Annotated in this window: 16 protein-coding genes; 8 read left to right on the plus strand and 8 right to left on the minus strand. The window is 73.3% G+C overall.

What is annotated here, in order from left to right; translation table 11 throughout:
- The first annotated feature begins 21 nt into the window (after window positions 1-21).
- The gene (uvrB, locus tag ABZ806_RS10510) at window positions 22-2,151 is read left to right on the plus strand and encodes an excinuclease ABC subunit UvrB (RefSeq protein WP_500216618.1); all 2,130 of its coding nucleotides are present in this window, start codon (window positions 22-24) and stop codon (window positions 2,149-2,151) included.
- 206 nt (window positions 2,152-2,357) lie between these two features.
- Here uvrB and ABZ806_RS10515 read toward each other — a convergent pair whose 3' ends face one another.
- From ABZ806_RS10515 to ABZ806_RS10525, 3 genes are all read right to left on the minus strand, one after another.
- A complete protein-coding gene (locus ABZ806_RS10515) occupies window positions 2,358-3,194 on the minus strand; it encodes a GNAT family N-acetyltransferase (protein WP_500216619.1) in 837 nt (278 codons plus the stop codon).
- A gap of 393 nt (window positions 3,195-3,587) precedes the next feature.
- Complete coding sequence (locus ABZ806_RS10520) at window positions 3,588-4,247, minus strand: response regulator (protein ID WP_500216620.1); 660 nt, start codon at window positions 4,245-4,247, stop codon at window positions 3,588-3,590.
- Entirely contained in the window at window positions 4,244-5,380 is a 1,137-nt protein-coding gene (locus ABZ806_RS10525; RefSeq protein ID WP_500216621.1) for a sensor histidine kinase, read from the minus strand. Before ABZ806_RS10525 ends, ABZ806_RS10520 begins: the two co-directional genes overlap by 4 nt.
- A 221-nt stretch (window positions 5,381-5,601) precedes the next feature.
- Between ABZ806_RS10525 and ABZ806_RS10530 the strand changes: the two genes are divergently transcribed.
- Genes ABZ806_RS10530 through ABZ806_RS10550 form a run of 5 tightly spaced genes read left to right on the plus strand, consistent with a single transcriptional unit; the run spans window position 5,602 to window position 11,552 of the window.
- Window positions 5,602-7,104: an MFS transporter gene (locus ABZ806_RS10530; protein WP_500216622.1), complete on the plus strand. Its 1,503-nt coding sequence runs from the start codon at window positions 5,602-5,604 to the stop codon at window positions 7,102-7,104.
- Window positions 7,101-7,493: a cupin gene (locus ABZ806_RS10535; protein ID WP_500216623.1), complete on the plus strand. Its 393-nt coding sequence runs from the start codon at window positions 7,101-7,103 to the stop codon at window positions 7,491-7,493. The genes ABZ806_RS10530 and ABZ806_RS10535 overlap by 4 nt, the downstream gene beginning before the upstream one ends.
- Complete coding sequence (locus tag ABZ806_RS10540) at window positions 7,490-9,262, plus strand: ABC transporter ATP-binding protein (protein ID WP_500216624.1); 1,773 nt, start codon at window positions 7,490-7,492, stop codon at window positions 9,260-9,262. Before ABZ806_RS10535 ends, ABZ806_RS10540 begins: the two co-directional genes overlap by 4 nt.
- Window positions 9,259-10,983, plus strand: coding sequence for an ABC transporter ATP-binding protein (locus ABZ806_RS10545; RefSeq protein ID WP_500216625.1), 1,725 nt, complete (start codon window positions 9,259-9,261; stop codon window positions 10,981-10,983). The genes ABZ806_RS10540 and ABZ806_RS10545 overlap by 4 nt, the downstream gene beginning before the upstream one ends.
- A 41-nt stretch (window positions 10,984-11,024) precedes the next feature.
- The gene (locus ABZ806_RS10550; protein WP_500216626.1) at window positions 11,025-11,552 is read left to right on the plus strand and encodes a GNAT family N-acetyltransferase; all 528 of its coding nucleotides are present in this window, start codon (window positions 11,025-11,027) and stop codon (window positions 11,550-11,552) included.
- On the opposite strand, the gene ABZ806_RS10555 is transcribed toward ABZ806_RS10550, so the two are convergent.
- On the minus strand, window positions 11,500-12,123 hold the full coding sequence (locus ABZ806_RS10555) for a DUF4126 domain-containing protein (RefSeq protein WP_500216627.1): 624 nt from the start codon (window positions 12,121-12,123) through the stop codon (window positions 11,500-11,502). The genes ABZ806_RS10550 and ABZ806_RS10555 overlap by 53 nt on opposite strands.
- Before the next feature lie 136 nt (window positions 12,124-12,259).
- Here ABZ806_RS10555 and ABZ806_RS10560 point away from each other — a divergent pair, with 136 nt between their 5' ends.
- Window positions 12,260-13,294, plus strand: a complete 1,035-nt coding sequence (locus ABZ806_RS10560; RefSeq protein WP_500216628.1) for an SGNH/GDSL hydrolase family protein — start codon at window positions 12,260-12,262, stop codon at window positions 13,292-13,294.
- Between the two features lie 155 nt (window positions 13,295-13,449).
- On the plus strand, window positions 13,450-14,460 hold the full coding sequence (locus ABZ806_RS10565) for a hypothetical protein (RefSeq protein WP_500216629.1): 1,011 nt from the start codon (window positions 13,450-13,452) through the stop codon (window positions 14,458-14,460).
- On the opposite strand, the gene ABZ806_RS10570 is transcribed toward ABZ806_RS10565, so the two are convergent.
- The 4 genes from ABZ806_RS10570 to ABZ806_RS10585 all read right to left on the minus strand — a co-directional run bounded on the left by ABZ806_RS10570 (window position 14,461) and on the right by ABZ806_RS10585 (window position 19,845).
- Window positions 14,461-15,192, minus strand: coding sequence for a YqjF family protein (locus tag ABZ806_RS10570; RefSeq protein WP_500216630.1), 732 nt, complete (start codon window positions 15,190-15,192; stop codon window positions 14,461-14,463).
- Window positions 15,193-15,344: 152 nt separating this feature from the next.
- Complete coding sequence (locus ABZ806_RS10575) at window positions 15,345-16,358, minus strand: methyltransferase (protein WP_500216631.1); 1,014 nt, start codon at window positions 16,356-16,358, stop codon at window positions 15,345-15,347.
- A gap of 449 nt (window positions 16,359-16,807) precedes the next feature.
- A complete protein-coding gene (locus ABZ806_RS10580; RefSeq protein WP_500216632.1) occupies window positions 16,808-17,413 on the minus strand; it encodes a hypothetical protein in 606 nt (201 codons plus the stop codon).
- A 500-nt stretch (window positions 17,414-17,913) separates the two neighbouring features.
- Window positions 17,914-19,845: an HNH endonuclease signature motif containing protein gene (locus ABZ806_RS10585; RefSeq protein ID WP_500216633.1), complete on the minus strand. Its 1,932-nt coding sequence runs from the start codon at window positions 19,843-19,845 to the stop codon at window positions 17,914-17,916.
- Window positions 19,846-19,877 lie beyond the last annotated feature (32 nt).

Genomic DNA, 19,877 nt, shown 5'->3' on the forward strand with positions numbered 1-19,877 from the left:
CGTCTGAGCAGGGGAGAGCCGATGCGCCCAGTCACCGACCTGCGGCGCCGCGTGGCGCCGTTCGAGGTCGTCACCGAGATGACGCCGTCCGGCGACCAGCCGCAGGCGATCGCCGAGCTGACCACCCGCATCGAGGGCGGCGACCGGGATGCGGTGCTCCTCGGCGCCACCGGCACCGGCAAGACCGCCACGGTCGCGTGGCTGGTGGAGAAGCTGCAGCGGCCCGTCCTGGTCATGCAGCCGAACAAGACGCTCGCCGCGCAGTTCGCCAACGAGCTGCGCGAGATGATGCCGCACAACGCCGTCGAGTACTTCGTGTCGTACTACGACTACTACCAGCCCGAGGCGTACATCCCGCAGACCGACACCTACATCGAGAAGGACTCCTCGATCAACGACGAGGTCGACCGGCTGCGGCACTCGGCGACCAACTCGCTGCTCACCCGCCGCGACACGGTCGTCGTCGCGTCGGTGTCGTGCATCTACGGCCTCGGCACCCCGCAGGAGTACGTCGACCGGATGGTCCGGCTGCACGTCGGCCAGGAGATCGACCGCGACGACCTGCTCCGCCAGCTCGTCGGCATGCAGTACACCCGCAACGACCTCGCGTTCACCCGCGGCACGTTCCGGGTCCGCGGCGACACCATCGAGATCATCCCGCAGTACGAGGAGCTCGCGGTCCGCATCGAGATGTTCGGCGACGAGATCGAGAAGCTCGCCACCCTGCACCCGCTCACCGGCGAGCTGATCACCGAGGACGAGGAGCTGTACGTCTTCCCCGCCTCGCACTACGTCGCCGGGCCCGAGCGCATGGAGCGCGCCATCTCGGGCATCGAGGCCGAGCTGGAGGAGACCCTCGCCGTGATGGACCGGCAGGGCAAGATGCTGGAGGCGCAGCGGCTGCGCATGCGCACCGCCTACGACATCGAGATGATGCGGCAGGTCGGCACCTGCTCGGGCATCGAGAACTACTCCCGGCACATCGACGGCCGCGGCGCCGGCACCGCGCCCAACACCCTCCTCGACTACTTCCCGGAGGACTTCCTCCTCGTCATCGACGAGTCGCACCAGACCGTCCCGCAGATCGGCGCCATGTACGAGGGCGACGCGTCCCGCAAGCGGATGCTGGTCGAGCACGGGTTCCGGCTGCCGTCCGCGATGGACAACCGGCCGCTGAAGTGGGAGGAGTTCCTCGACCGCATCGGCCAGACCGTCTACCTGTCGGCGACGCCCGGCAGCTACGAGATGAACCGGGTCAAGGGCGACGTCGTCGAGCAGGTCATCCGCCCGACCGGCCTCATCGACCCCGAGATCGTCGTGAAGCCCACCAAGGGCCAGATCGACGACCTCATCCACGAGATCCGCGAGCGCACCGACCGGGACGAGCGCGTCCTCGTCACCACCCTCACCAAGAAGATGTCCGAGGACCTCACCGACTACCTCCTCGAACTCGGCATCCAGGTCCGCTACCTGCACAGCGAGGTCGACACGCTGCGCCGCATCGAGCTGCTGCGCGAGCTGCGCGCCGGCGAATTCGACGTCCTGGTCGGCATCAACCTGCTCCGCGAGGGCCTCGACCTGCCCGAGGTGTCGCTGGTCGCGATCCTGGACGCCGACAAGGAGGGCTTCCTGCGGTCGGAGACGTCCCTCATCCAGACGATCGGCCGCGCGGCCCGCAACGTGTCCGGCCAGGTCCACATGTACGCCGACACGGTCACCCCGTCGATGGAGCGCGCGATCGACGAGACCAGCCGGCGCCGCGCCAAGCAGCAGGCCTACAACACCGAGCACGGGATCGAGCCGACGGCGCTGCGCAAGCGCATCGCCGACATCCTCGACTCCCTCGTCCGCGAGGACGCCGACACCGAGACCCTGATCGGCGGCGCCGGCCGCCAGCAGTCCCGCGGCAAGGCCCCCGTCCCCGGCCTCGCGTCCCGCGCGGCGTCCCGTTCGGGGGAGGTCGGCCGGCACGCCGCCGACCTGGTCGGCGACCGGCCCCGCGAGGAGCTGGAGGCGCTGATCGAGCAGATGTCCGCCCAGATGCACCAGGCCGCCACCGACCTGCAGTTCGAGCTCGCCGCCCGCCTCCGCGACGAGATCAAGGAACTCAAGCGCGAACTCCGCGACATGAAGGAGGCCGGCGTCAGCTGACCCGCGCCGCCCCCGCGCCCGCCCCGCCCGGCCATGATCACGGCGAGGCGCCGAGCCCGCGGCTCGGACACCTTTTTGCCGGGCACCGCGCGGCTCGTTCCTTCGCGCCCGGCTGGCGGCTCGGACACCTCCTCGCCGGCCCCGAGCGGCTCGCGCCTCCCCGCCGGGCCGGCGGCTCAGCACCTCCTCGCCGGGCCCCGCGCGGCTCAGCCGAAGGCGAGGAGGACGCGGTCCTCGACGGGGCGGTAGCCGATGCGGCGGTAGACGCCGTTGCTCGTCGGGTTGGCGAGGTCGGTGAACAGCACGACGTCGCCGGCGCCCGCCTCCAGCGCGCCCGCGGTCGCGGCGGCGGTGACGGCGGCGCCGTACCCCCGGCGGCGGTGCCCGGCGGGGGTGTAGACGGGCGCGATCCTGGCGACGCCCGCGACGGCCGGCGTCCGGCCCGCCATCGCCACCGGCCGCCCGCCGGCCTCCCACAGGGTGAAACCGCCCTCGGCGAGCCGGCCGCGGGTGACCGCCGGGTTCGATGCGCCGGGCCCGCCGGCGTCCCGCCGGAACTGCGCGGACCACTCCAGGACGAGGGCCAGGTCGGCGTCGACGGCGACGCGCCCGGCGCCGTCCGGTGCCGGGTCGGGCGGTTCGAGCCGCGCCAGCCGGTGCAGCCGCTGCCGCATCCCGACCCGGCTCGGCACCCCGGTGCGGCGCGTCCACGCCTTCGCGAAGGCGGCGGCGGTCGCCGGCGTCCCGTTGACGCCCGCGATCACCGCGTCCCGTCCGGCCAGCACGTCCGCGAGATCCCGCGCCGCCCGCTCCGGCATCGCGTTCAGCAGCGGCGGGTGCGTGCCCGTCCACAGGAAGGTGCCTTCGACGTCCCCACCCGGCGTCCACCACCCGAACAGCGCGCCCCCGTGGAGGCCCGGGCCCTGGACGCGCATGGACTCGGCCACGGTCAGCGGTACGGCGTTCGCGACGGGATCCCTCCGCAGGAAGCCGCCCGCACGCGCGAGAAACCCCTCAAGATCATTCGTAAGTGTCCAGCCCATACCCGAGCATCACCCGCCTCCGCCCCGCCCGCACCCGAATTTCCGCCGGCTCCCGGCGAGGCGCGGCCCCCGAGGCACACTTGCCCGATGGACGCAGGAATCGCCGCACTCCTCGGCGCCGCCGTCGGCTCCCTCACGACGCTCGGCGCCGCCGTGGTCAACGGCAGGGCCCAGGCCAGGACGCAGTTCGCGCAGTGGCGCCGGCAGCATCGCCGCGACGCCTACGCGGTCTACCTCGGTGCCCTCCACGAGCGCGACATCGCGATGGACGCCGTCCGGGCCGCACTGCGCCCGGACGGCCCCGACCTCGCCGACGTGGACGAGAAGGTACACCGGTTCATCCACCTGGCCCGCGAGGTGCACCGCGCCATGGAGATCGTCGTCAGCGCCCGGTCAGGTGCGGCGGGGGGTTACCAGGCCCGATTCGTAGGCGTGGACGACGAGTTGGGCGCGGTCCCTGGCGCCGAGCTTGGTCATCGACCTGCTCACGTGCGTCTTGGCGGTGGTGGGGCTGATGACCATGTGGGCGGCGATCTCGTCGTTGGACAGGCCGCGGGCGACCAGTGCGGTGACCTCGCGTTCCCGGTTGGTCAGGACGTCGAGCGCGCCGGGGGCGGGCTCGGGGCGGCGGGCGACGTACTCGCCGATGAGGCGGCGGGTGATCGCGGGGGACAGCAGGGCGTCGCCGCGGGCGGCGACGCGGACGCCCTGCAGCAGGTCGGCGGGCTCGGTGTCCTTGACCATGAAGCCGCAGGCGCCCGCGCGCAGCGCGTTGAAGACGTACTCGTCGAGGCCGTAGTTGGTGAGGATCACGACGTGGACGCCGTGCAGCCGCTCGTCGGCGGCGATCAGCCGGGTCGCCTCGATGCCGTCCATCACCGGCATCTGGATGTCGATGAGGGCGACGTCGGGCCGGTGCTCGGCGGCGAGCGCGACGCCCTGCTCGCCGTTGGCGGCCTCGGCGACCACCTCGAAGTCGTCCTCGACCTCCAGCAGGGCCCGGAACCCGCCGCGGATGAGCGCCTGGTCGTCCACCAGCAGCACGCGGATCACGCCGGGCCTCCCAGCGGGAGTTCGGCGCACACGCTGAAGCCGCCTTCGGGGCGGGGCTCGGCGCGCAGCCTGCCGCCGAGCGCCGCGACCCGCTCGCGCATGCCGAGCAGGCCCGTGCCGGGGACGGGCGGCGCGTCCGGGTCGGCCTTGCCGTCGTCGTCGACCCGCACGACGAGGCCGTCGCCGGTGTAGTCGATGCGCACCGCGGCGGCCGCCCCGCCGGCGTGCCGGGAGATGTTGGTCAGGGCCTCCTGGACGATCCGGTACGCGGCCCGGTCGACCTCGGCGGGCAGGTCCCGGCGGGTACCGGAGATCGTCACGGTGGCGGGCAGGCCGGTGGAGCGGGCCCGGTCGACCAGGTCGTCCAGCCGGTCGAGGCCGCTGGCGGGGGCGTCGGCGGCGCCCTGGTCGCGCAGCACCTCCAGGGTGGCGCGCAGCTCGCGCATGGCGTCGCCGCTGGCCTCCTGGACGGCCAGCAGCGCGGGCGGCACCTCCTCGCCGCGCCGGCGCGCCACGTGGACGGCCACCCCGGCCTGCACCTTGATGATCGAGATGCTGTGGGTGAGCGAGTCGTGCAGTTCGCGGGCGATGCGCAGCCGCTCCTCGCCCGCGCGGCGCAGGGCCGCCTCCTCGCGGGTGCGCTCGGCCTCGGCGGCCCGCCGCTCGGCCTCCTCCAGGTACGCCTGCCGGGCCCGGGTCACCGCCGCCGCCCCGAAGGCCGCCACGAACCAGCCGAGCAGCAGCGAGGTGTTCTCCAGGTCCTCCAGGGCCCCGCCGGAACCGGGCAGGTTCACCGCGAGGTCGGCGCCCAGGAAGGCGGCGGCCGCCAGCGCCGGGGCCGCCCGGTGGCCGGCCTGGACGGCGGTGAACACCGTCACCAGCACGGGGAAGGCGGCCGACGGGCCCGGCTGGACGTGCACCGCCACCGCGAGCAGGCAGCCGGTGCTGACGACCAGTGTGACCAGGGGCGCCCGCTCCCGGAGGGTGAGGACGAGGCAGCCGGCGGCCACGAGCGCGACGTCCGCCACGCCCGCGCCGGGCGCGGCGAGGACGAAGACCGTCGGCAGGACGGCCACCACGACGGCGCGCAGGACGTCCAGGGCAACCGGCCGCCATCTGCCGATAAAGCTCATTTGGGTAGGTTATGGCGTTCCGTTGGCCGGGGCCTCCGCCGAACGTCGCAACTGGTCACTACTCCCGGGGAAGTAGCCGGGCGGATCCTGCTTCCCCGGTGCCGCGTGAAGGTGTCTTCCCTCGCAGGACGACGGGTGACCTGCCCGGATACCACGATGTCCGGCATGCAGACGATCGCAGACAACGACGGATTCCGGCACGCGACCCCGGGAGGGCCGCGATGACGGTCAGGGAATCGGCGGGCAGGGGATCGGCGGGCAGGGGATCGGCGGGCAGGGAATCGGCGGGCAGGGCGCCGGCCGCCGCGGCGGGCTCCCGGCCGGGGCTCGTCCTCGCCGCGGTGGCCGTCGTGCAGTTCATGGTGTCGCTGGACCTGTCGGTCGTGAACGTCGGGCTCCCGCAGATCGGCGCCGGCCTCGGCTTCGGCGCGGTCGGCGTGACCTGGGTGATCCACGCCTACGCGCTGGCCTTCGGCGGGCTGCTCCTGCTGGGCGGCAAGGCCGCCGACCGGTACGGGCGCAAGCGGGTCCTGCTGCTCGGGCTCGGGCTGTTCGGCCTCGCGTCGCTCGCCGGGGGGTTCGCGCAGGAGCCCGGCCACCTGGTCGCCGCCCGCGCCGCGCAGGGCGTCGGCGCCGCCGCGCTGGCCCCGGCCGCGCTGGCGCTGCTGACCGAGGCGTTCCCCGGGGGGCGGGCCCGCGTCCGGGCGTTCGGGATCTGGAGCGCGACGAACGCCGCCGGCGGCGCCCTCGGCGTCCTGATCGGCGGCATGCTCACCGAGTACGCGAGCTGGCGCTGGGTGATGTTCGTGAACGTGCCGATGGCCGCCGCCGCGCTGGCCATGGCGTGGCGGGGCGTCGCCGCCGCGCCGGTCGCGGCGCCCGGCGGGCGCCCGGACATACTGGGCGGCGTCCTCGCCACCGGCGGGCTGACCCTGCTGGTGTTCGGGGTCGTCCGCACGGGCCAGTACTCGTGGACGTCGCCCGTCACCGTGACGGTCCTGGCGGCCGCCGCCGCGTTGCTCGTCGCGTTCGTCCTCGTCGAGCGGGGCACGTCCCGCGATCCGCTGGTGCGGCTCGGCCTGTTCGCCAACCGCTCGGTCACCGGAGCCAACGCCTACAACCTGCTGGTCGGCGCCGCCATGGCCTCGTCCTTCTACTTCATGTCGCTCTACCTGCAGCAGGTGCTCGGCCACGGCGCGGCGATGACCGGGGTCATGTTCGTGCCGTTCGCCCTCGGGGTGATCGTCGGCGCCGTGCTAGCCGTCAGACTCGGCTACCGCCTGGCGCCCCGGACGCTGCTGGCCATGGGCGCGGCGCTGACCGCGGCCGGGTTCGCCTGGTTCGGGCTGCTCAGCGCGGACGGCGCCTACGCCACCGACGTGCTCGGGCCCTCGCTCGTCGCCAGCGTCGGCTTCGGGCTCTGCCTGGGGCCGCTGGTCGCCACCGCCACCGCCGGCGTCGCCCCCGGCGAGACCGGTGTCGCCTCGGGCCTGCTCAACAGCTCCCGCCAGATCGGCGCCTCGCTCGGGCTGGCGGCCCTCGGCACCGCCGCCCACGACCGCACCGGCCCCGCCGTCACGCCCGCGTCCCTCAACGACGGGTACGCGCTCGGCCTGAGCCTCGGCGCCGTCCTGCTGGCCGCCGCCTTCCTCATCGCCCTCACCGTCCTGCCCCGGACGGACCCGCCCGCCGAGCCCGTTCCGCAGGAAGGACTGCCGGCATGACCGTCACCCCGATCGATCTCTTCGGGTCCGCCGTCCACCTCAGGCAGGGCGGAACGATCCACACCGGGGGAGCGGCGGCCGCCCCGGACGAGGACGGCTGGCGGCTGACGGCGCTCCACGCCAAGACGGGCGCGGACGTCCATGCCGACCACTGGGAGGTGCACCCCGAGGCCGATGAGGTCGTGTCCTGCCTGATCGGCAAGATCCGCCTCTACCTCCGCCCGGAGCGGGCGGGGCGGCGGGAGGAGGAGATCAGGCTGACGGCCGGGACCGCGGCCGTCGTCCCGCGCGGGCGCTGGCACCGCATCGAGCTGGACGTCCCCAGCACCATCATGGCCGTCACCCTGCCGCGCGGCAGCCGGCTGGAGAAGCGGGCGGCGGGACGGTGAGCGGCACCGTTCCGGGGCTGCTGCGCCCCTTCGTGCGGAGTTTCGCCGCCGTCGTGGTCTTCCAGGTGGCCGGTGCGGTCGCGGGCCTCGCGCCGCTGCTCGCCGTCGCCGAGCTCGGGCGGACGCTGCTGGCGCCCGGCCCGGCCGACCACGGCCGCGTCTGGCTCACCGTGGCCGCCGGCGCGGCCGGGCTGGGCGTCCGGCTGCTGTGCACGGCCGCGTCGTCGGGGATCGGGCATCTGCTCGACGGCCGGGTGCAGCTGTCGTTCCGCCGCCGGCTGGCCGCCCGGCTCGGGCTCGTCCCGATCGGCTGGTTCTCCCGGCGCCGGACCGGCGAGCTCGCCAAGGTCGTCGGGGACGACGTGAGCGCCGTGCACCCGCTCATCGCCCACACCCCCGGCGAGATGGTCTCGGCGTTCGTGGTGCCGCTCGTGTCGCTGGTCTACCTGTTCACCGTCGACTGGCGGCTCACCCTGATCACGCTGGTCCCGGTGGCGCTGGCGGTCGCGCTCGTCCCGCTGATGATGACCCCGGCCCGGCTGCGCGAGCAGCGGGCGTTCGACGCCGGCATGGAGCGGATCTCCAACTCCGCCGTCGAGTTCGTGCAGGGCATCTCGGTGGTGAAGGCGTTCGGCGGCGGTGAGCGCGCCCACCGCCGGTTCACCGCCGCCGTCGATGATTTCGTCGGCTCCTTCGCCCGGATGGTGCGCGGCCTCGCCGGCGTCGCCGCCGGTATGCAGGTGGTGCTCTCGCCGCCGTTCGTGCTGCTGGCCGTGCTGACCGGCGGCACCGCCCTGATCACCGGCGGCGGCATGGCGCCGGCCGACCTGCTGCCGTTCCTGCTGCTCGGTCTCGGGCTGACCGCCCCGGTGGAGGCGCTCGGGCACGGCTTCGACGACATGCAGGCCGCCCGCCGCGCGGTCGGCCGGATCCGGGACGTGCTCGCCGTCGAGCCGCTGCCGGAGCCCGCGCACCCGGTCGCGCCGCGCGGGCACCGGGTGGAGCTGCGCGGCGTCCGGTTCGGCTACGACGCGGGCCGCGAGGTGCTGCGCGGGATCGACCTCGTCCTCGAACCGGGGACGTTCACGGCGGTCGTCGGGCCGTCGGGGAGCGGGAAGTCCACGCTCGTCCAGCTGCTGCCGCGGTTCTTCGACCCCACCCACGGCCGGGTCACGCTGGGCGGTGCCGACCTGCGCGAGATCGGCGGCCGGGAGCTGTACCGCAGGGTCTCGTTCGTCTTCCAGGACGTCCGGCTGCTGCGCGCGTCGGTCGCCGACAACATCGCGCTGTCGGTCCCGCACGCGGACCTGGCCGACATCGTCGGCGCCGCCCGGTCGGCGAACATCCACGATCGCATCCTGGAGCTCCCGCGCGGCTACGACACCGTGATCGGCGACGAGGCCCGGCTGTCGGGCGGCGAGGCGCAGCGGATCTCGCTCGCCCGCGCGCTGCTCGCCGACGCGCCCGTCCTGGTCCTGGACGAGGCGACCGCCTTCGCCGACCCGCAGACCGAGCGGGCGGTGCGCCGGGCCCTGGCGGAGCCGAAGGGCGACCGGACGGTCCTGGTCATCGCCCACCGGCTGGAGACGATCGCCGACGCCGACACCGTCGTCGTGCTGGACGGCGGCTCGATCGTCGAGCGCGGCGCGCCCGCCGAGCTGCTCGCGCGCGGCGGGCGGTTCGCCGCGCTCTGGCGCACCCACCGGTCGGCGGAGGCCGGCGAGATCGAGGACCGCGACGCCGAGCTGCGAGGAGCCGAGCCCCGATGATCCGAATGCTGCTGCGCGTCCTGGGACGCGAGTACGCCTCGCCCGTGCGCCGCACCGTGGCCCTGATGACGGTGACCGCGATCGCCGAGGGGCTGTCCTGCGCGCTCCTGGTCCCCGTCCTGCGGGAGCTGTTCGGGAGCACGCCGGGCGATGCCTGGCCCTGGCTGATCGCCTTCGGCGTCGCGGTCGCCGCGTACGCGGTGCTGCGCTTCGCAGCCGACCTGTCCGGTTTCCTCACGGCGACGCGGCTGCTGCACGGCATGTACCACCGGCTCGGCGACCACCTGGCGCGTCTGCCCCTCGGCTGGTACGGCGGAGGCCGCGTCGGCGAGGTGTCCGTCCTGGCCAGCCGGGGCGTCCTGCAGGCGATGAGCGTGATCGCGCACATGCTGGCCCCGTTCGTCTCCGCTTGCGTGACCCCGCTGGCGATCGTCGGCGTGATGCTCGCGTTCGACTGGCGGATGGGGCTGGCCGCGCTGGCCGCCGTCCCGGTGGTGGCGGCGGTCCAGGTCTGGACGGGACGCTCGATGGCCGCGGCCGACGAGGAGCACCACGTGCGCGGCCACGAGGCGACCGGGCGCGTCATCGAGTACCTCCAGGCGCAGCCGGTGCTGCGGGCCGGCGGCCGGACCGCGGAGCGCTTCCGGCTGCTCGATGACTCGCTGGACGGCCTGCGCCGCGCGTCCCGCCGCTCGGTGCTGGCGGCGCTGCCCGGAACCCTCGGCCTGAGCCTCGTCGTGCAGGCGATCTTCACGGTGATGCTGGTCCTCGGCGCCTACCTCGCGCTCGGCGGGCACATCGGCGCGGCCGAGGTCCTGGCGCTCCTGGTGCTCGCCGCCCGCTGCGCCGACCCGCTGCTGTCGCTGTCGGAGGTCGGCGGACGGCTGCGCGCCGCCCGCGCCGAGCTGGCGAGGCTCGACGCGGTCCTGCGCACCGAGCCGCTGCCCGAGCCCCGCGAACCCGTCCGGCCCGCACGCCATGACCTGGAGTTCGCGGCGGTCACCTTCCGGCATGGGAGCCGCACGGTGCTCGGGGGCCTGTCGCTGACCGTCCCCGAGGGGCAGCGGCTCGCCGTCGTCGGCCCGTCCGGCGCGGGCAAGAGCACCCTGCTCCAGCTCCTCGCGCGCTTCTACGACGTGGACGCCGGCGCGGTGCGCATGGGCGGCGTGGACGTGCGCGACATCAGCACCGGCGTGCTGATGGAGCAGATCGCCGTCGTCTTCCAGGACGTCTACCTCTTCGACGGCACGATCGAGGAGAACGTGCGCCTCGGCCGTCCCGGCGCGAGCGAGGCCGACGTGCGGGCCGCGGCGGCCGCCGCGCGGCTGGACGAGGTGGTCGAGCGGCTGCCCGAGGGATGGGCGACACCCGTCGGCGAGGGCGGCGCGCTGCTGTCCGGAGGCGAACGCCAGCGCGTGTCGATCGCGCGGGCGCTGCTGAAGGACGCCCCCGTCGTGCTGCTCGACGAGGTGACGTCCGCGCTGGACCCGGTGAACGAGGCGGCCGTCCACGAGGGCATCGAGCACCTGATGGCGGGCCGGACGGTGGTGATGGTGGCGCACCGGCTGCGGACGGTCCGGCGCGCCGACCGCATCGCCTTCCTGGACGGCGGCCGGATCGCGGAGGCCGGCGACCACGCGGAGCTGCTGCGCCTGGGCGGCCGCTACGCCGGCTTCTGGGACGCGGCGGCACTGCCCACCGGCCCGGCGGCCGGTCGGTAAATCGGGGGCCGCCGCACGGGGGCGCGGCCTACGATCGCGGGATGGACTACGAGGTTCGGCCGGCGCGGGCCGCGGACCTGCCGGGACTGGCGGACATCGAGAACTCGGGCGATCCGATGTTCGCCGGGGTCGGGATCGTGTTCCCGCCCGGCCCGACGGTGATCGAGCAGCTGACCGGCAAGGCCGCCGACATCGTGGTGGCCGGCGACCCGCCGGTCGGTTTCGCGGCGGTCGAGGAGGTCGACGGGGCCGCGCACCTGGAGCAGATCTCGGTGCGCGGCGGCCTGACCGGGCGGGGGATCGGCGCCCGGCTGCTGGCGGCGGTCAGGGCGCGCGCGGCGGCGGCAGGCTCACCCGGCGTCAGCCTCCTGACCTTCCGGGACGTCCCGTGGAACGGCCCCTGGTACGCCCGCCACGGGTTCGCGGAGCTGCCCGCGGAGCGGTGGGGGCCGGGCATCAGGTCCTACTGGGCCGCCGAGATCGAGGCCGGGCTGCACGACCTCGGGCCGCGCGTCGTCATGTGGGCGCCGACCGCTCGGGAGCCGACCGTCCGGCCGCCGACCGCCTAGCGGCCCGCCGTCGCCGCCGGCGCCGCAGCAGGCGGAAGCCCGCGTACCCGGCCAGCAGCACGGCGATGAGCCCGATGATTGGCGCGAGGATCGCCAGCACGCTCATCACCAGGGAGGCGGCGTCCTCGATCGTGCTGAGCAAGGGCGCCCCGGCGCCCATCGTCCCCGCGTTCGCCACGGGCCGCACGGATGCCTTCGTCGCGTGGACGAGCAGCGCCACGCCGATGCCGAGACCCCAGCCGATCCACGGGTGCTCCTGCATGAAGGCGGACGAGTCGAGCCGCCCGGCGGCGTCGGTCGCCGCGAACACGGCGCCTCCGGAGGCCGGGCGGACGAGCGTCTGCACGGCGTCGTTGACGCTGTCCACGACGGGGACCTTGTCGAGGACGATCTCCACGGCGAGCAGGACGCCGAGCCCGGCGAGGACCCGCCCGTCGGTGAGCCAGCCGGACTCGGCCGGCAGCCGCACGAGGTCGCTGTAACGCGCGAGCAGCCCGACGACCAGCATCGGGATGTAGGCGTTGAGGCCGGCCGCGGCGGAGAGGCCGAGGCCGGTGAGCGCCGCGAGCATGCGTCCCTCCCGCTGACCTATCGTTGATGCCTTGGACGCGCCGCCGCCCGGACGCGTTCCAATTGGAGATCTACAATGTAAAGGCGGGAACCGGGGACGGCCCGCGGACGTCTGCCCATGGACGCGAAGGAGGACGATGATCAGCCCGGTCGCATGGGTGCGGGGCCGCCTCGGCGAGCGGAGGGCCGCGATCGTCCTCCTGGTGGTGCTGCTGGTGCTGGCCACGGTGCCGCTGGTGGCGCTGCCGGCGGCGCGCTGCGAGGTCTTCGGCAGCGGATGCCGCACGCCCGCCCCGCAGCAGCGGGCCGATCCGGTCGCCGCGACGCGGGCGCCCACGCCGCTCGAGGCGGCCACGCGGGGCTCCTATGTCGCGCTGGGCGACTCCTACTCGGCGGGCGTCGGCGCGGAGGCGACCCCGGCCGACCACAACCCGCTCGCCCGCTGCCACCGGACGTCCAAGGCGTACTACCACGAGGTCGCGCAGACCTTCCGTTTCGCCAAGGGCACCGCGTTCTGGGCCTGCTCCGGCGCCACCACCGACGACGTCCTGGACGGACGGGGCGGCGAACCCCCGCAGATCGGCCGCATCGGCCGCGACACGAGCCTGGTCACGATCAGCATCGGCGGCAACGACGTCGGGTTCTCCAAGGTCCTCGCGGGATGCGTCGTGAAGCTGCCGTGGGGCAAGGGCTGCACGGAGCAGGGGCAGGAGATCGCCGGGAAGATGTCCGAGCTGCGCCAGTCCCTGCCGGCCCTGCTCGCGAAGATCACCGCGCGGGCGCCCAACGCGCGGGTGATCGTGATGGGCTACCCGAAGGCGTTCTCCGAGGTCAGCGGCGTGGACGGGGACAACATCACGGTGTCGGACCAGCGCTGGCTGAACGCCCGCGCCTACGACCTGGGGCAGCTGATCCGCCAGTCCGTCGCCGAGGCCGACGCGCGGAAGGCCGCGACCCGCGCCCACGGCAGCGTCGAGTTCGTCGACGCCTACAGCGCGTTCGCCGGCCACGAGGTGGGCAGCGCCAACGCCTATATGAACGGCCTCGCGGTGAAACTGCCGGCGCTGGAGGCCGAGCCGCGCAGCTACCACCCGACGGTCGCCGGCCAGCACGCCCTGGCCCAGCTGTTCATCGAGCAGATCAAGAAGGGGCCGGGCCGCCCGCTGTCCTAGCGGGGGAGGGCCCGCTCGACCGCGAGCGCGACGAGGTCCCGCATCCCGTCCTCGGGGAACACCTCCGGCAGGGTGAGGTGCTCGACGATCAGCCATCCGAGCCTCCGTGTACGCAACCGCCGTTACGGAACGTGAGGTATGGGTAGCCATATGCAATGAGCGGCTCGCCTCGGCCCGAACGCGGTGTCTCCTATCCGGTCACCGCGCTGTTCATGGTGGCCGTCTTCCTGCTCGGCACGGCGTTCATCGCGTCCTACGTGGGCGGGCTCCACGCGCCGCACCCGCACCGGGTGCCGGTGGCCGTGGTCGGCCCGCCGGACACCGCCGCCCGTATCGGCGCCACGCTGGACCGCCAGGGCGACACGTTCGACACGCGCGCGTACCCGACCGCCGAGGCCGCGCAGCGGGCGATCCGCCACCGCGACGTCTACGGCGCCTACGTCCCGCGGCAGGGCCGGCTGCTCGTCACCACCGCCTTCGGCCCGGCCACCAGCGGCCTGCTGCGCGGCGCGTTCGCGCAGGTCGCGGCGTCCGGCGGGCAGACCCTGTCCGTGCGGGACGTGGTGCCCGCCGACCCCGGGGACTCCGAGGGGCTCGTCCCGTTCTACCTGGTGATCGCGTGGATCGTCAGCGGCTACCTGGTCGCCGCGATCGTCGGCCTCTACCGGGGGATGGCGGCCATGACCCTGCACGACGCCGTCGCCCGCCTGCTCGCCTTCGCGGTGTACTCGGCGGCCATCGGCGCCGCCGGGACGCTGATCGTGGAGACCGGCTACGGCTACCTGCCCGGCCGTCCCTGGCTGCTCACCGGCGTCGGCGCCCTCTGCGTGTTCGCCGTCGCGGTCGCGACGGCCGCCGCCGAGAGCCTGCTCGGCATCATCGGGACGGCGCTGGCGATCCTGGTGTTCGTCGTGCTCGGCAACCCGTCCGCCGGGGGGCCGTGGCCGCTGCAGATGCTGCCGGGGTTCTGGCGGGACGTCGGCCCCTGGCTGCCCAACTGGGCCGGCACGGAGGCCGTCCGGAACGCCGTCTACTTCGACGGCAACGACCTGACCCGGCCCCTGGTCGTCCTGGCGGTCTGGGCCGCCGCCGGGATCGTGCTCGTCCTCCTCCTGGCCGGACGCAGCAACCCGGTGATGCGCTTCCCCGGCCGCTCGGCCGTCTGATCAGCCGGCCGGAAGGCCGAACCGCACCGGCACGCCCGGCGAGTACAGCACGCTGACCGGCTCGCCCAGCGGCCCCGGCAGCCCCGCCGCCGCCACGAGGTCCTGCTCGCAGCGCAGCAGCGTCGCCCGGTGCAGCGGCCACCGCGGATGGACGTTCGGCAGGAACCGCACCCGCCCGAGGACCTCGTTGTGCATGCCCCAGCGCGCGGTGAGGAAATGCTCCAGTTCGGACGGCTCGTCCACCCGCTCGCCGATCCGCACGTCGATCCGGCTGCGGGCGCCGCGCGGCCCCGGCCACCGCCGCGAACTGGTGTAGGTGATGACGTCCTTGCGGGCCCGGACGGACATGCGCGACCACTGGTAGGGCATCCCGAGCCCCGCCCGCGCGATCGCCACGGGCAGCAGCCGCGACGCGTCCAGCGAACGGAACACGACGCCCCGCCGCCCTTGTGCGTCCACCGAGTACAGGCGGACGTTCGTTTCGGGGAACGTTCCGAGGTACGGAATGCCGGGCAGCCCGAGCCACCCGACCCGGTGCATCCAGAACGCGACGAGCCCGACATAGGTGACCCCGTCCAGCGTGTCGGGTTCGACGCCCTGCGGCAGCAGCGGCGCCACCCGTCGCGGCTCGACGGCCCAGTGGACGAACGCCAGGTCGAGCCACCACTGCGTGAGCCACGGCCGCACGACCGGCCCCGGTGCGTCGACGGCGATGGGCTCGGGAACGGGCATCGCACCATCGTCCCACGCAGTGATCGCTTGTCAGGCTTCCCCTGACGGACGGGAGGCGCCATGACGATCCGCTGCACCTGGGCCCGGATCGGTGCGGCACTGGGCATCACCCGCCAGTCCGCGTGGGAGCGCTTCTCCGGCGAGGACCGGCGTCAGCGGGACGGCTCCAGCTCGATGATCGAGTGCTGCCCGCCCGGCCTGACCGAGCCGACCCGCAGACCGGCCGACGCGGCCAACTCGCCCAGTTCACCGAGGGTTCGCTCCCGGCCGCGGACATAGCAGAGCATGCGCAGATCGCCTTCGGTGTCCCGCGTGGAGCCCTCGACATTGGCGACGTTCTCCACGACGAGCACCTTCCCCGTCCCCGAGCCCGCCTCGGCGCACCGCCGCAGAATGCGGGCGGCGTGCTCGTCGTCCCAGTCGTGCAGGACACCGGACAGCAGGTACCCGCCCGCCCCGGCAGGAAGGGGATCGAAGAAGCTGCCCACCTCGGCATCGGCCCGATCGCCCAGACCGGCGTCGGCGATGGCCTCCTCGGCCCGCGCGACCGGCCCGGCGAGGTCGATCACCGTCCCCCGCAGATCTTCGTGGGCGCGAAGGACGGCGATCAGCAGGCTGCCATCGCCGCCACCCACATCGACGATGCGGCCGAGGCCGCCCCAGGGGTAGGCGGCGGCGAGAGCGGGCATCTCCTCCGCCAGCCGCCCGCCCATCAGCGCGTCGAACGACGCCGCACGCCCCGAGTCGGCGGACAGGTCGTCCCAGAACGTCCGGCCGAAACGGCGCGGGAAAGCGGGCTCCCCGGTACGAACGGTGTGCAGCAGTTCGACGAAGCTCAGGTCGGCATGCCCGATGGCCCCCTCCAGGTCGAGCCAGGCCCGCAAGCCCCCCGGATGATCGTCGCGAAGCTGCTCGCCCAGGGCCGTCAGGCCGTAGACGCCATCACCCTCACCGGCCAGCACACGGGCGGTCACCAGATGCCCCAGCAGCCGTCCCAGCGCATCGGGCTCGGCGCCCACCGCCACGGCGAGCGCCTCACCCGTCCGCGCGCCACCCGCGATGTGATCGGCCAGCCGCAGTGTCGCCGCCACCCGGATGGCCATCGGAGTGAGCAGATCGGCGGCCGCCCACAACGCCCCGCCCCACCCCTCATCGCCCCCGGCCACAGCGCCTCCCTCAATTGCAGGACGTCCCCCAGACGCTACCCCGAAGCCCATCCGCCGTCCGCGCCCTCGCAGCACCCGAATGGTGACCGAACATCCCGTCCTGCCGCGCGAACAAAAACTCTCTGGCACAGGAGCGCGCGGTGTCGGACAATGCGTCGCTCTGGGCTACGAGTTCGAGTGGTTCGACTTGCCCGACCCGGCGGCCGCTGCCCAGGACCGCTATAGGCGTTGCCTGGCCGGCTACTTCCCGCGCAACCGTCCACACCATCGAGATCCGCAGCGCATGCTCGCTGCCATCCGCTCACCGACGACGAACGCGCAGCTCCTCCACCGCCTCGCGGACGCCGCCACCCCAGTCGGCCCAGCACCTCGCGAGTTCCGAGCCACGCCGGGGCAAGCCACTCCCGCACATTGTTCGACCGCCCTATCCGTCCGCCCCGCAGAGGTGATCAACTACGGCTGACGCAACGATCCGGCGGCCATCCTCCAAGATCGGGGAACTGGCGCAGAAACTTCTCGCACTGAGCCGCGAAGTCGTCGCCTGGCTCTCGAAGCCGCGTCTGCTCGATGAATCGCCGAGGGTCGTCGACCGGTGGCCGCAACATCCGGGTCTCGTCGGTGAACTCGCCACGCCCCTCGATGGCCGCAGCCAGGGCGAATCCCGCAGCAACAACCACCCCTACACATGAGCGAGTGGGGCTCGCCAAAGCCTGCACCGGCCAACCGCCTTCGCACTCACCATCCTCATAGTGAAAGTCGAACAACATGATCCATGTTCGTTCCTCGAACCCGGCCACATCCAACTCGAAGAAGCGAGACCCGGCTACCCCATCAGGCCCGGGGGGAATGGCCTCAGCGACCATCACCGCCGCAACCTCCGCGGCCGCCATCGGATGACCCGGCGCAACCTGAACCCCACGCTCATACTCGCGGCCCTCGACAACCACCAGATCAGGCAGCGAATCGGTGGCCAACAGCACCTTCAGCACGCCGCGCTCGGTCTCCAGCACCTCAGCCAACGCGACCGGGTCACGAACAGTTGCGATGAGATCCACTGACACATGATCAGCCTAGGCCGCAGCCGTGACACCAACCCAACCCCTTCGTGCGGTGGGAGAAGCAGCGGTTCACGCTGGTGATGCTGAACGTGCTGCGGCAGACCTGCTGGAGTGAGGACCGCGAGGGCGCCGAGGGTGCGCTGCCGAGCCTGGGCCTGACCGCCTCGACCTGCCGCCCCGCACGTGGCCAAGTCGGGATCACGTACACGGCCGAGCCGCGTCCCTTTCCCGATGGCCGTTCTCCAGCGTTGAGGACTGGGCGACCGCTGATCAGAGCCGACGGGACGCCTACGACGAGGCAGAACGTGCAGCCTCCGCGCAAACGGTGCCCGGGGGAGTTCGAGATTCCCGAGTTCGAGTTTCTGAGCAACGGCCTTTGGACCGTCAACGCCCGGGAGGTCAGGCAAGCGCTCGACGCTCTCTGGCGCGACTGGCTGAGGGAAACCACAGAGCACGGCGGTTTCACGGTCACCTGGCAAGCTGCCGCGCGTACGGCGCTACTTCAGGTCCGGGCGGACGATGTACCAGGTGCCTGACGGCGTGGTCCAGATGAGGAGGCCAGGCCAGATCTGGTGGAGCGTCCAGCCTGGGCTTTGTTTGAGCCGGTGGTGGCGTCTGCAGAGCGGGGCGAGGTTGCAGCGGCACGTTACGCCTGGCCGCCAGGGCACCGTGTGGTCGAGGTCGCAGCGGTGCGAGGGCTGGTTGCAGGTCGGGAACACGCAGGTGGAGTGGCGGCCCTCGATCTCCCGGCGCAACGCGGCGGGCGGACGGTATCCGGGGCGGCCGTGCGTCTGGTCGCCGCCTTGGCAGGCGGCTTCGCGGGCTCGGGCGAGTTCCTGATGGATGCGTCGCACGGCGCGCGGCACGGCGCTGACCAGGTCACGGGAGGCGGTGCGCGTGCTCAGGTGTGCGAGGCGTCGTCCGGCCAGTTCCGCTGCCCAGTCCGCGTCGTCTCGCGTCCTGGCGGCGGCAGCGATGCCGGGAGCGGCTAGGTATCCGCCGACCCGCAGTTCGGGCGCGGTCACCAACCGCAGATGTCGTGACTCCACGGCGTTCTCCGGCTGCGGGCGCGGAGCAACTTCGGGGTCGGGGACACTGGCCCCCGAGTGCTCGCCGGGTTTGCGTGCCACCTGATCTGTCATCGGGCCTGAGGGCGTGAAATCGGCCAGATCGCCTGGAGGGTGTGTTCCCGGGCCTGAGTGCGTACTGCCGCTTTTGCCGCTTGGATGGTGCGTCCCCGGGCTTGAGTGGGTGGCGATGGGTTGACCGCCCGGAGGGTGTGCGGTGCGGATGGCGTCGATCGCGGCCCCGTTGACGGCACCGGCGACGGCCGGTCGGCCGTCGACCCGGCCTTCGGGCATGACCGCCAGTCCTTGGCCGCCGGGGTACGGGTGCGGGACTGCCGTCCGGGCTGGGAGGCAGCCGCCGGCGGGACGAGTGGGTAGGCGCGCCGCCGGATGCTGATCGGTGGCATCCCGGTGGGGATGGCCGTCGAACGCGGGCGCCGGACGTTCGTCCTCGCGTTCCGGGGTCTCCTCGACATCCTCTGTGCGCTGGCGTGCCAGAGCCGGGGGAGCGGCTTCGTTCGCCGTGGTGAGGAGGTTGCTGATGGACTCGGGGAGGGCGTGCCCGTGCAGAAGCTGGGTTGCCAGGTCGGCGCGGATCATGTTCAGGGGACGGGAGTCGCCGTCATGCCTGATGCCGTGCGCGGCGGCGCTGATCTTGTTGAAGATGGCGTGGGCGTCCTCGGCGGGCAGGTCGCACAGACCCAGATCGGTGGTGCCGGATGGGGTGTCCCAGATCTCCAGCCGCCGCTGCTGGACCGCTTCGCGCTCGCGTTCCTCGATCGCCTCGGGGGCGAGCCGCTGAAGGATCCGCTTGATGGCGCGGCGCAGCTGGCCCGTGGTCTGGGCGGGTGCTTTCGGCAGCGCCGCCGCCTCGACCCTGCGGGCGACCGGTTCGGGCAGCTGGTCGGTGAGATCGCTGATGACGCGGGCCTTGGCGAAATCCAGGTGCCCGGTTTCGAGGGCGGCACCGGTGTCGGAGAGCCGACCGGTAAGGCGCTCGGCCAAGTGGACCAATGTGGCGGCGGTGTTGCCGGTGACGGTGAGCGCGGCGGCGAGTTCCTCGGCGACGGATTCGCGGGCGGGCAGGGTCCGGTAGTCGGAATCGCCGTCGGCTTCGGCCCGGGTGCGCCGCTCGGTGAGCTCGGCGATGGCGGCCAACTCCCGGGCCTGCGCCCAGGAGGTCTGACGGCGTGCGGCCGCGGCGACCTGGAGGAGTTCGGTGTCGGTCAGTTCGGCCAGGTGCCTTTTCCCACCGGAAAGGCAGACCGCCAGTTGTGGCCCCGGCGGAAACCACTCCCGGTCTTCCCATTCACGCCGGGGCGCAGTGCTCTCGTCTGACATGGACACGGTGGTCACCTCCACCCTCAATCCGTTCCTCAATTATATCTCAAGTC

This window comes from Spirillospora sp. NPDC047418 (assembly GCF_040643275.1).
In the GTDB taxonomy this organism is placed as follows: Bacteria; Actinomycetota; Actinomycetes; order Streptosporangiales; family Streptosporangiaceae; genus Spirillospora.

Coding starts and splice junctions, on each gene's coding strand:
- uvrB (WP_500216618.1), top strand. CDS start 22: ATGCGCCCAGTCACCGACCTGCGGCGCCGCGTGGCGCCGTTCGAGGTC.
- ABZ806_RS10515 (WP_500216619.1), bottom strand. CDS start 3,194: ATGGGCTGGACACTTACGAATGATCTTGAGGGGTTTCTCGCGCGTGCG.
- ABZ806_RS10525 (WP_500216621.1), bottom strand. CDS start 5,380: ATGAGCTTTATCGGCAGATGGCGGCCGGTTGCCCTGGACGTCCTGCGC.
- ABZ806_RS10530 (WP_500216622.1), top strand. CDS start 5,602: ATGACGGTCAGGGAATCGGCGGGCAGGGGATCGGCGGGCAGGGGATCG.
- ABZ806_RS10535 (WP_500216623.1), top strand. CDS start 7,101: ATGACCGTCACCCCGATCGATCTCTTCGGGTCCGCCGTCCACCTCAGG.
- ABZ806_RS10545 (WP_500216625.1), top strand. CDS start 9,259: ATGATCCGAATGCTGCTGCGCGTCCTGGGACGCGAGTACGCCTCGCCC.
- ABZ806_RS10550 (WP_500216626.1), top strand. CDS start 11,025: ATGGACTACGAGGTTCGGCCGGCGCGGGCCGCGGACCTGCCGGGACTG.
- ABZ806_RS10555 (WP_500216627.1), bottom strand. CDS start 12,123: ATGCTCGCGGCGCTCACCGGCCTCGGCCTCTCCGCCGCGGCCGGCCTC.
- ABZ806_RS10560 (WP_500216628.1), top strand. CDS start 12,260: ATGATCAGCCCGGTCGCATGGGTGCGGGGCCGCCTCGGCGAGCGGAGG.
- ABZ806_RS10565 (WP_500216629.1), top strand. CDS start 13,450: ATGAGCGGCTCGCCTCGGCCCGAACGCGGTGTCTCCTATCCGGTCACC.
- ABZ806_RS10570 (WP_500216630.1), bottom strand. CDS start 15,192: ATGCCCGTTCCCGAGCCCATCGCCGTCGACGCACCGGGGCCGGTCGTG.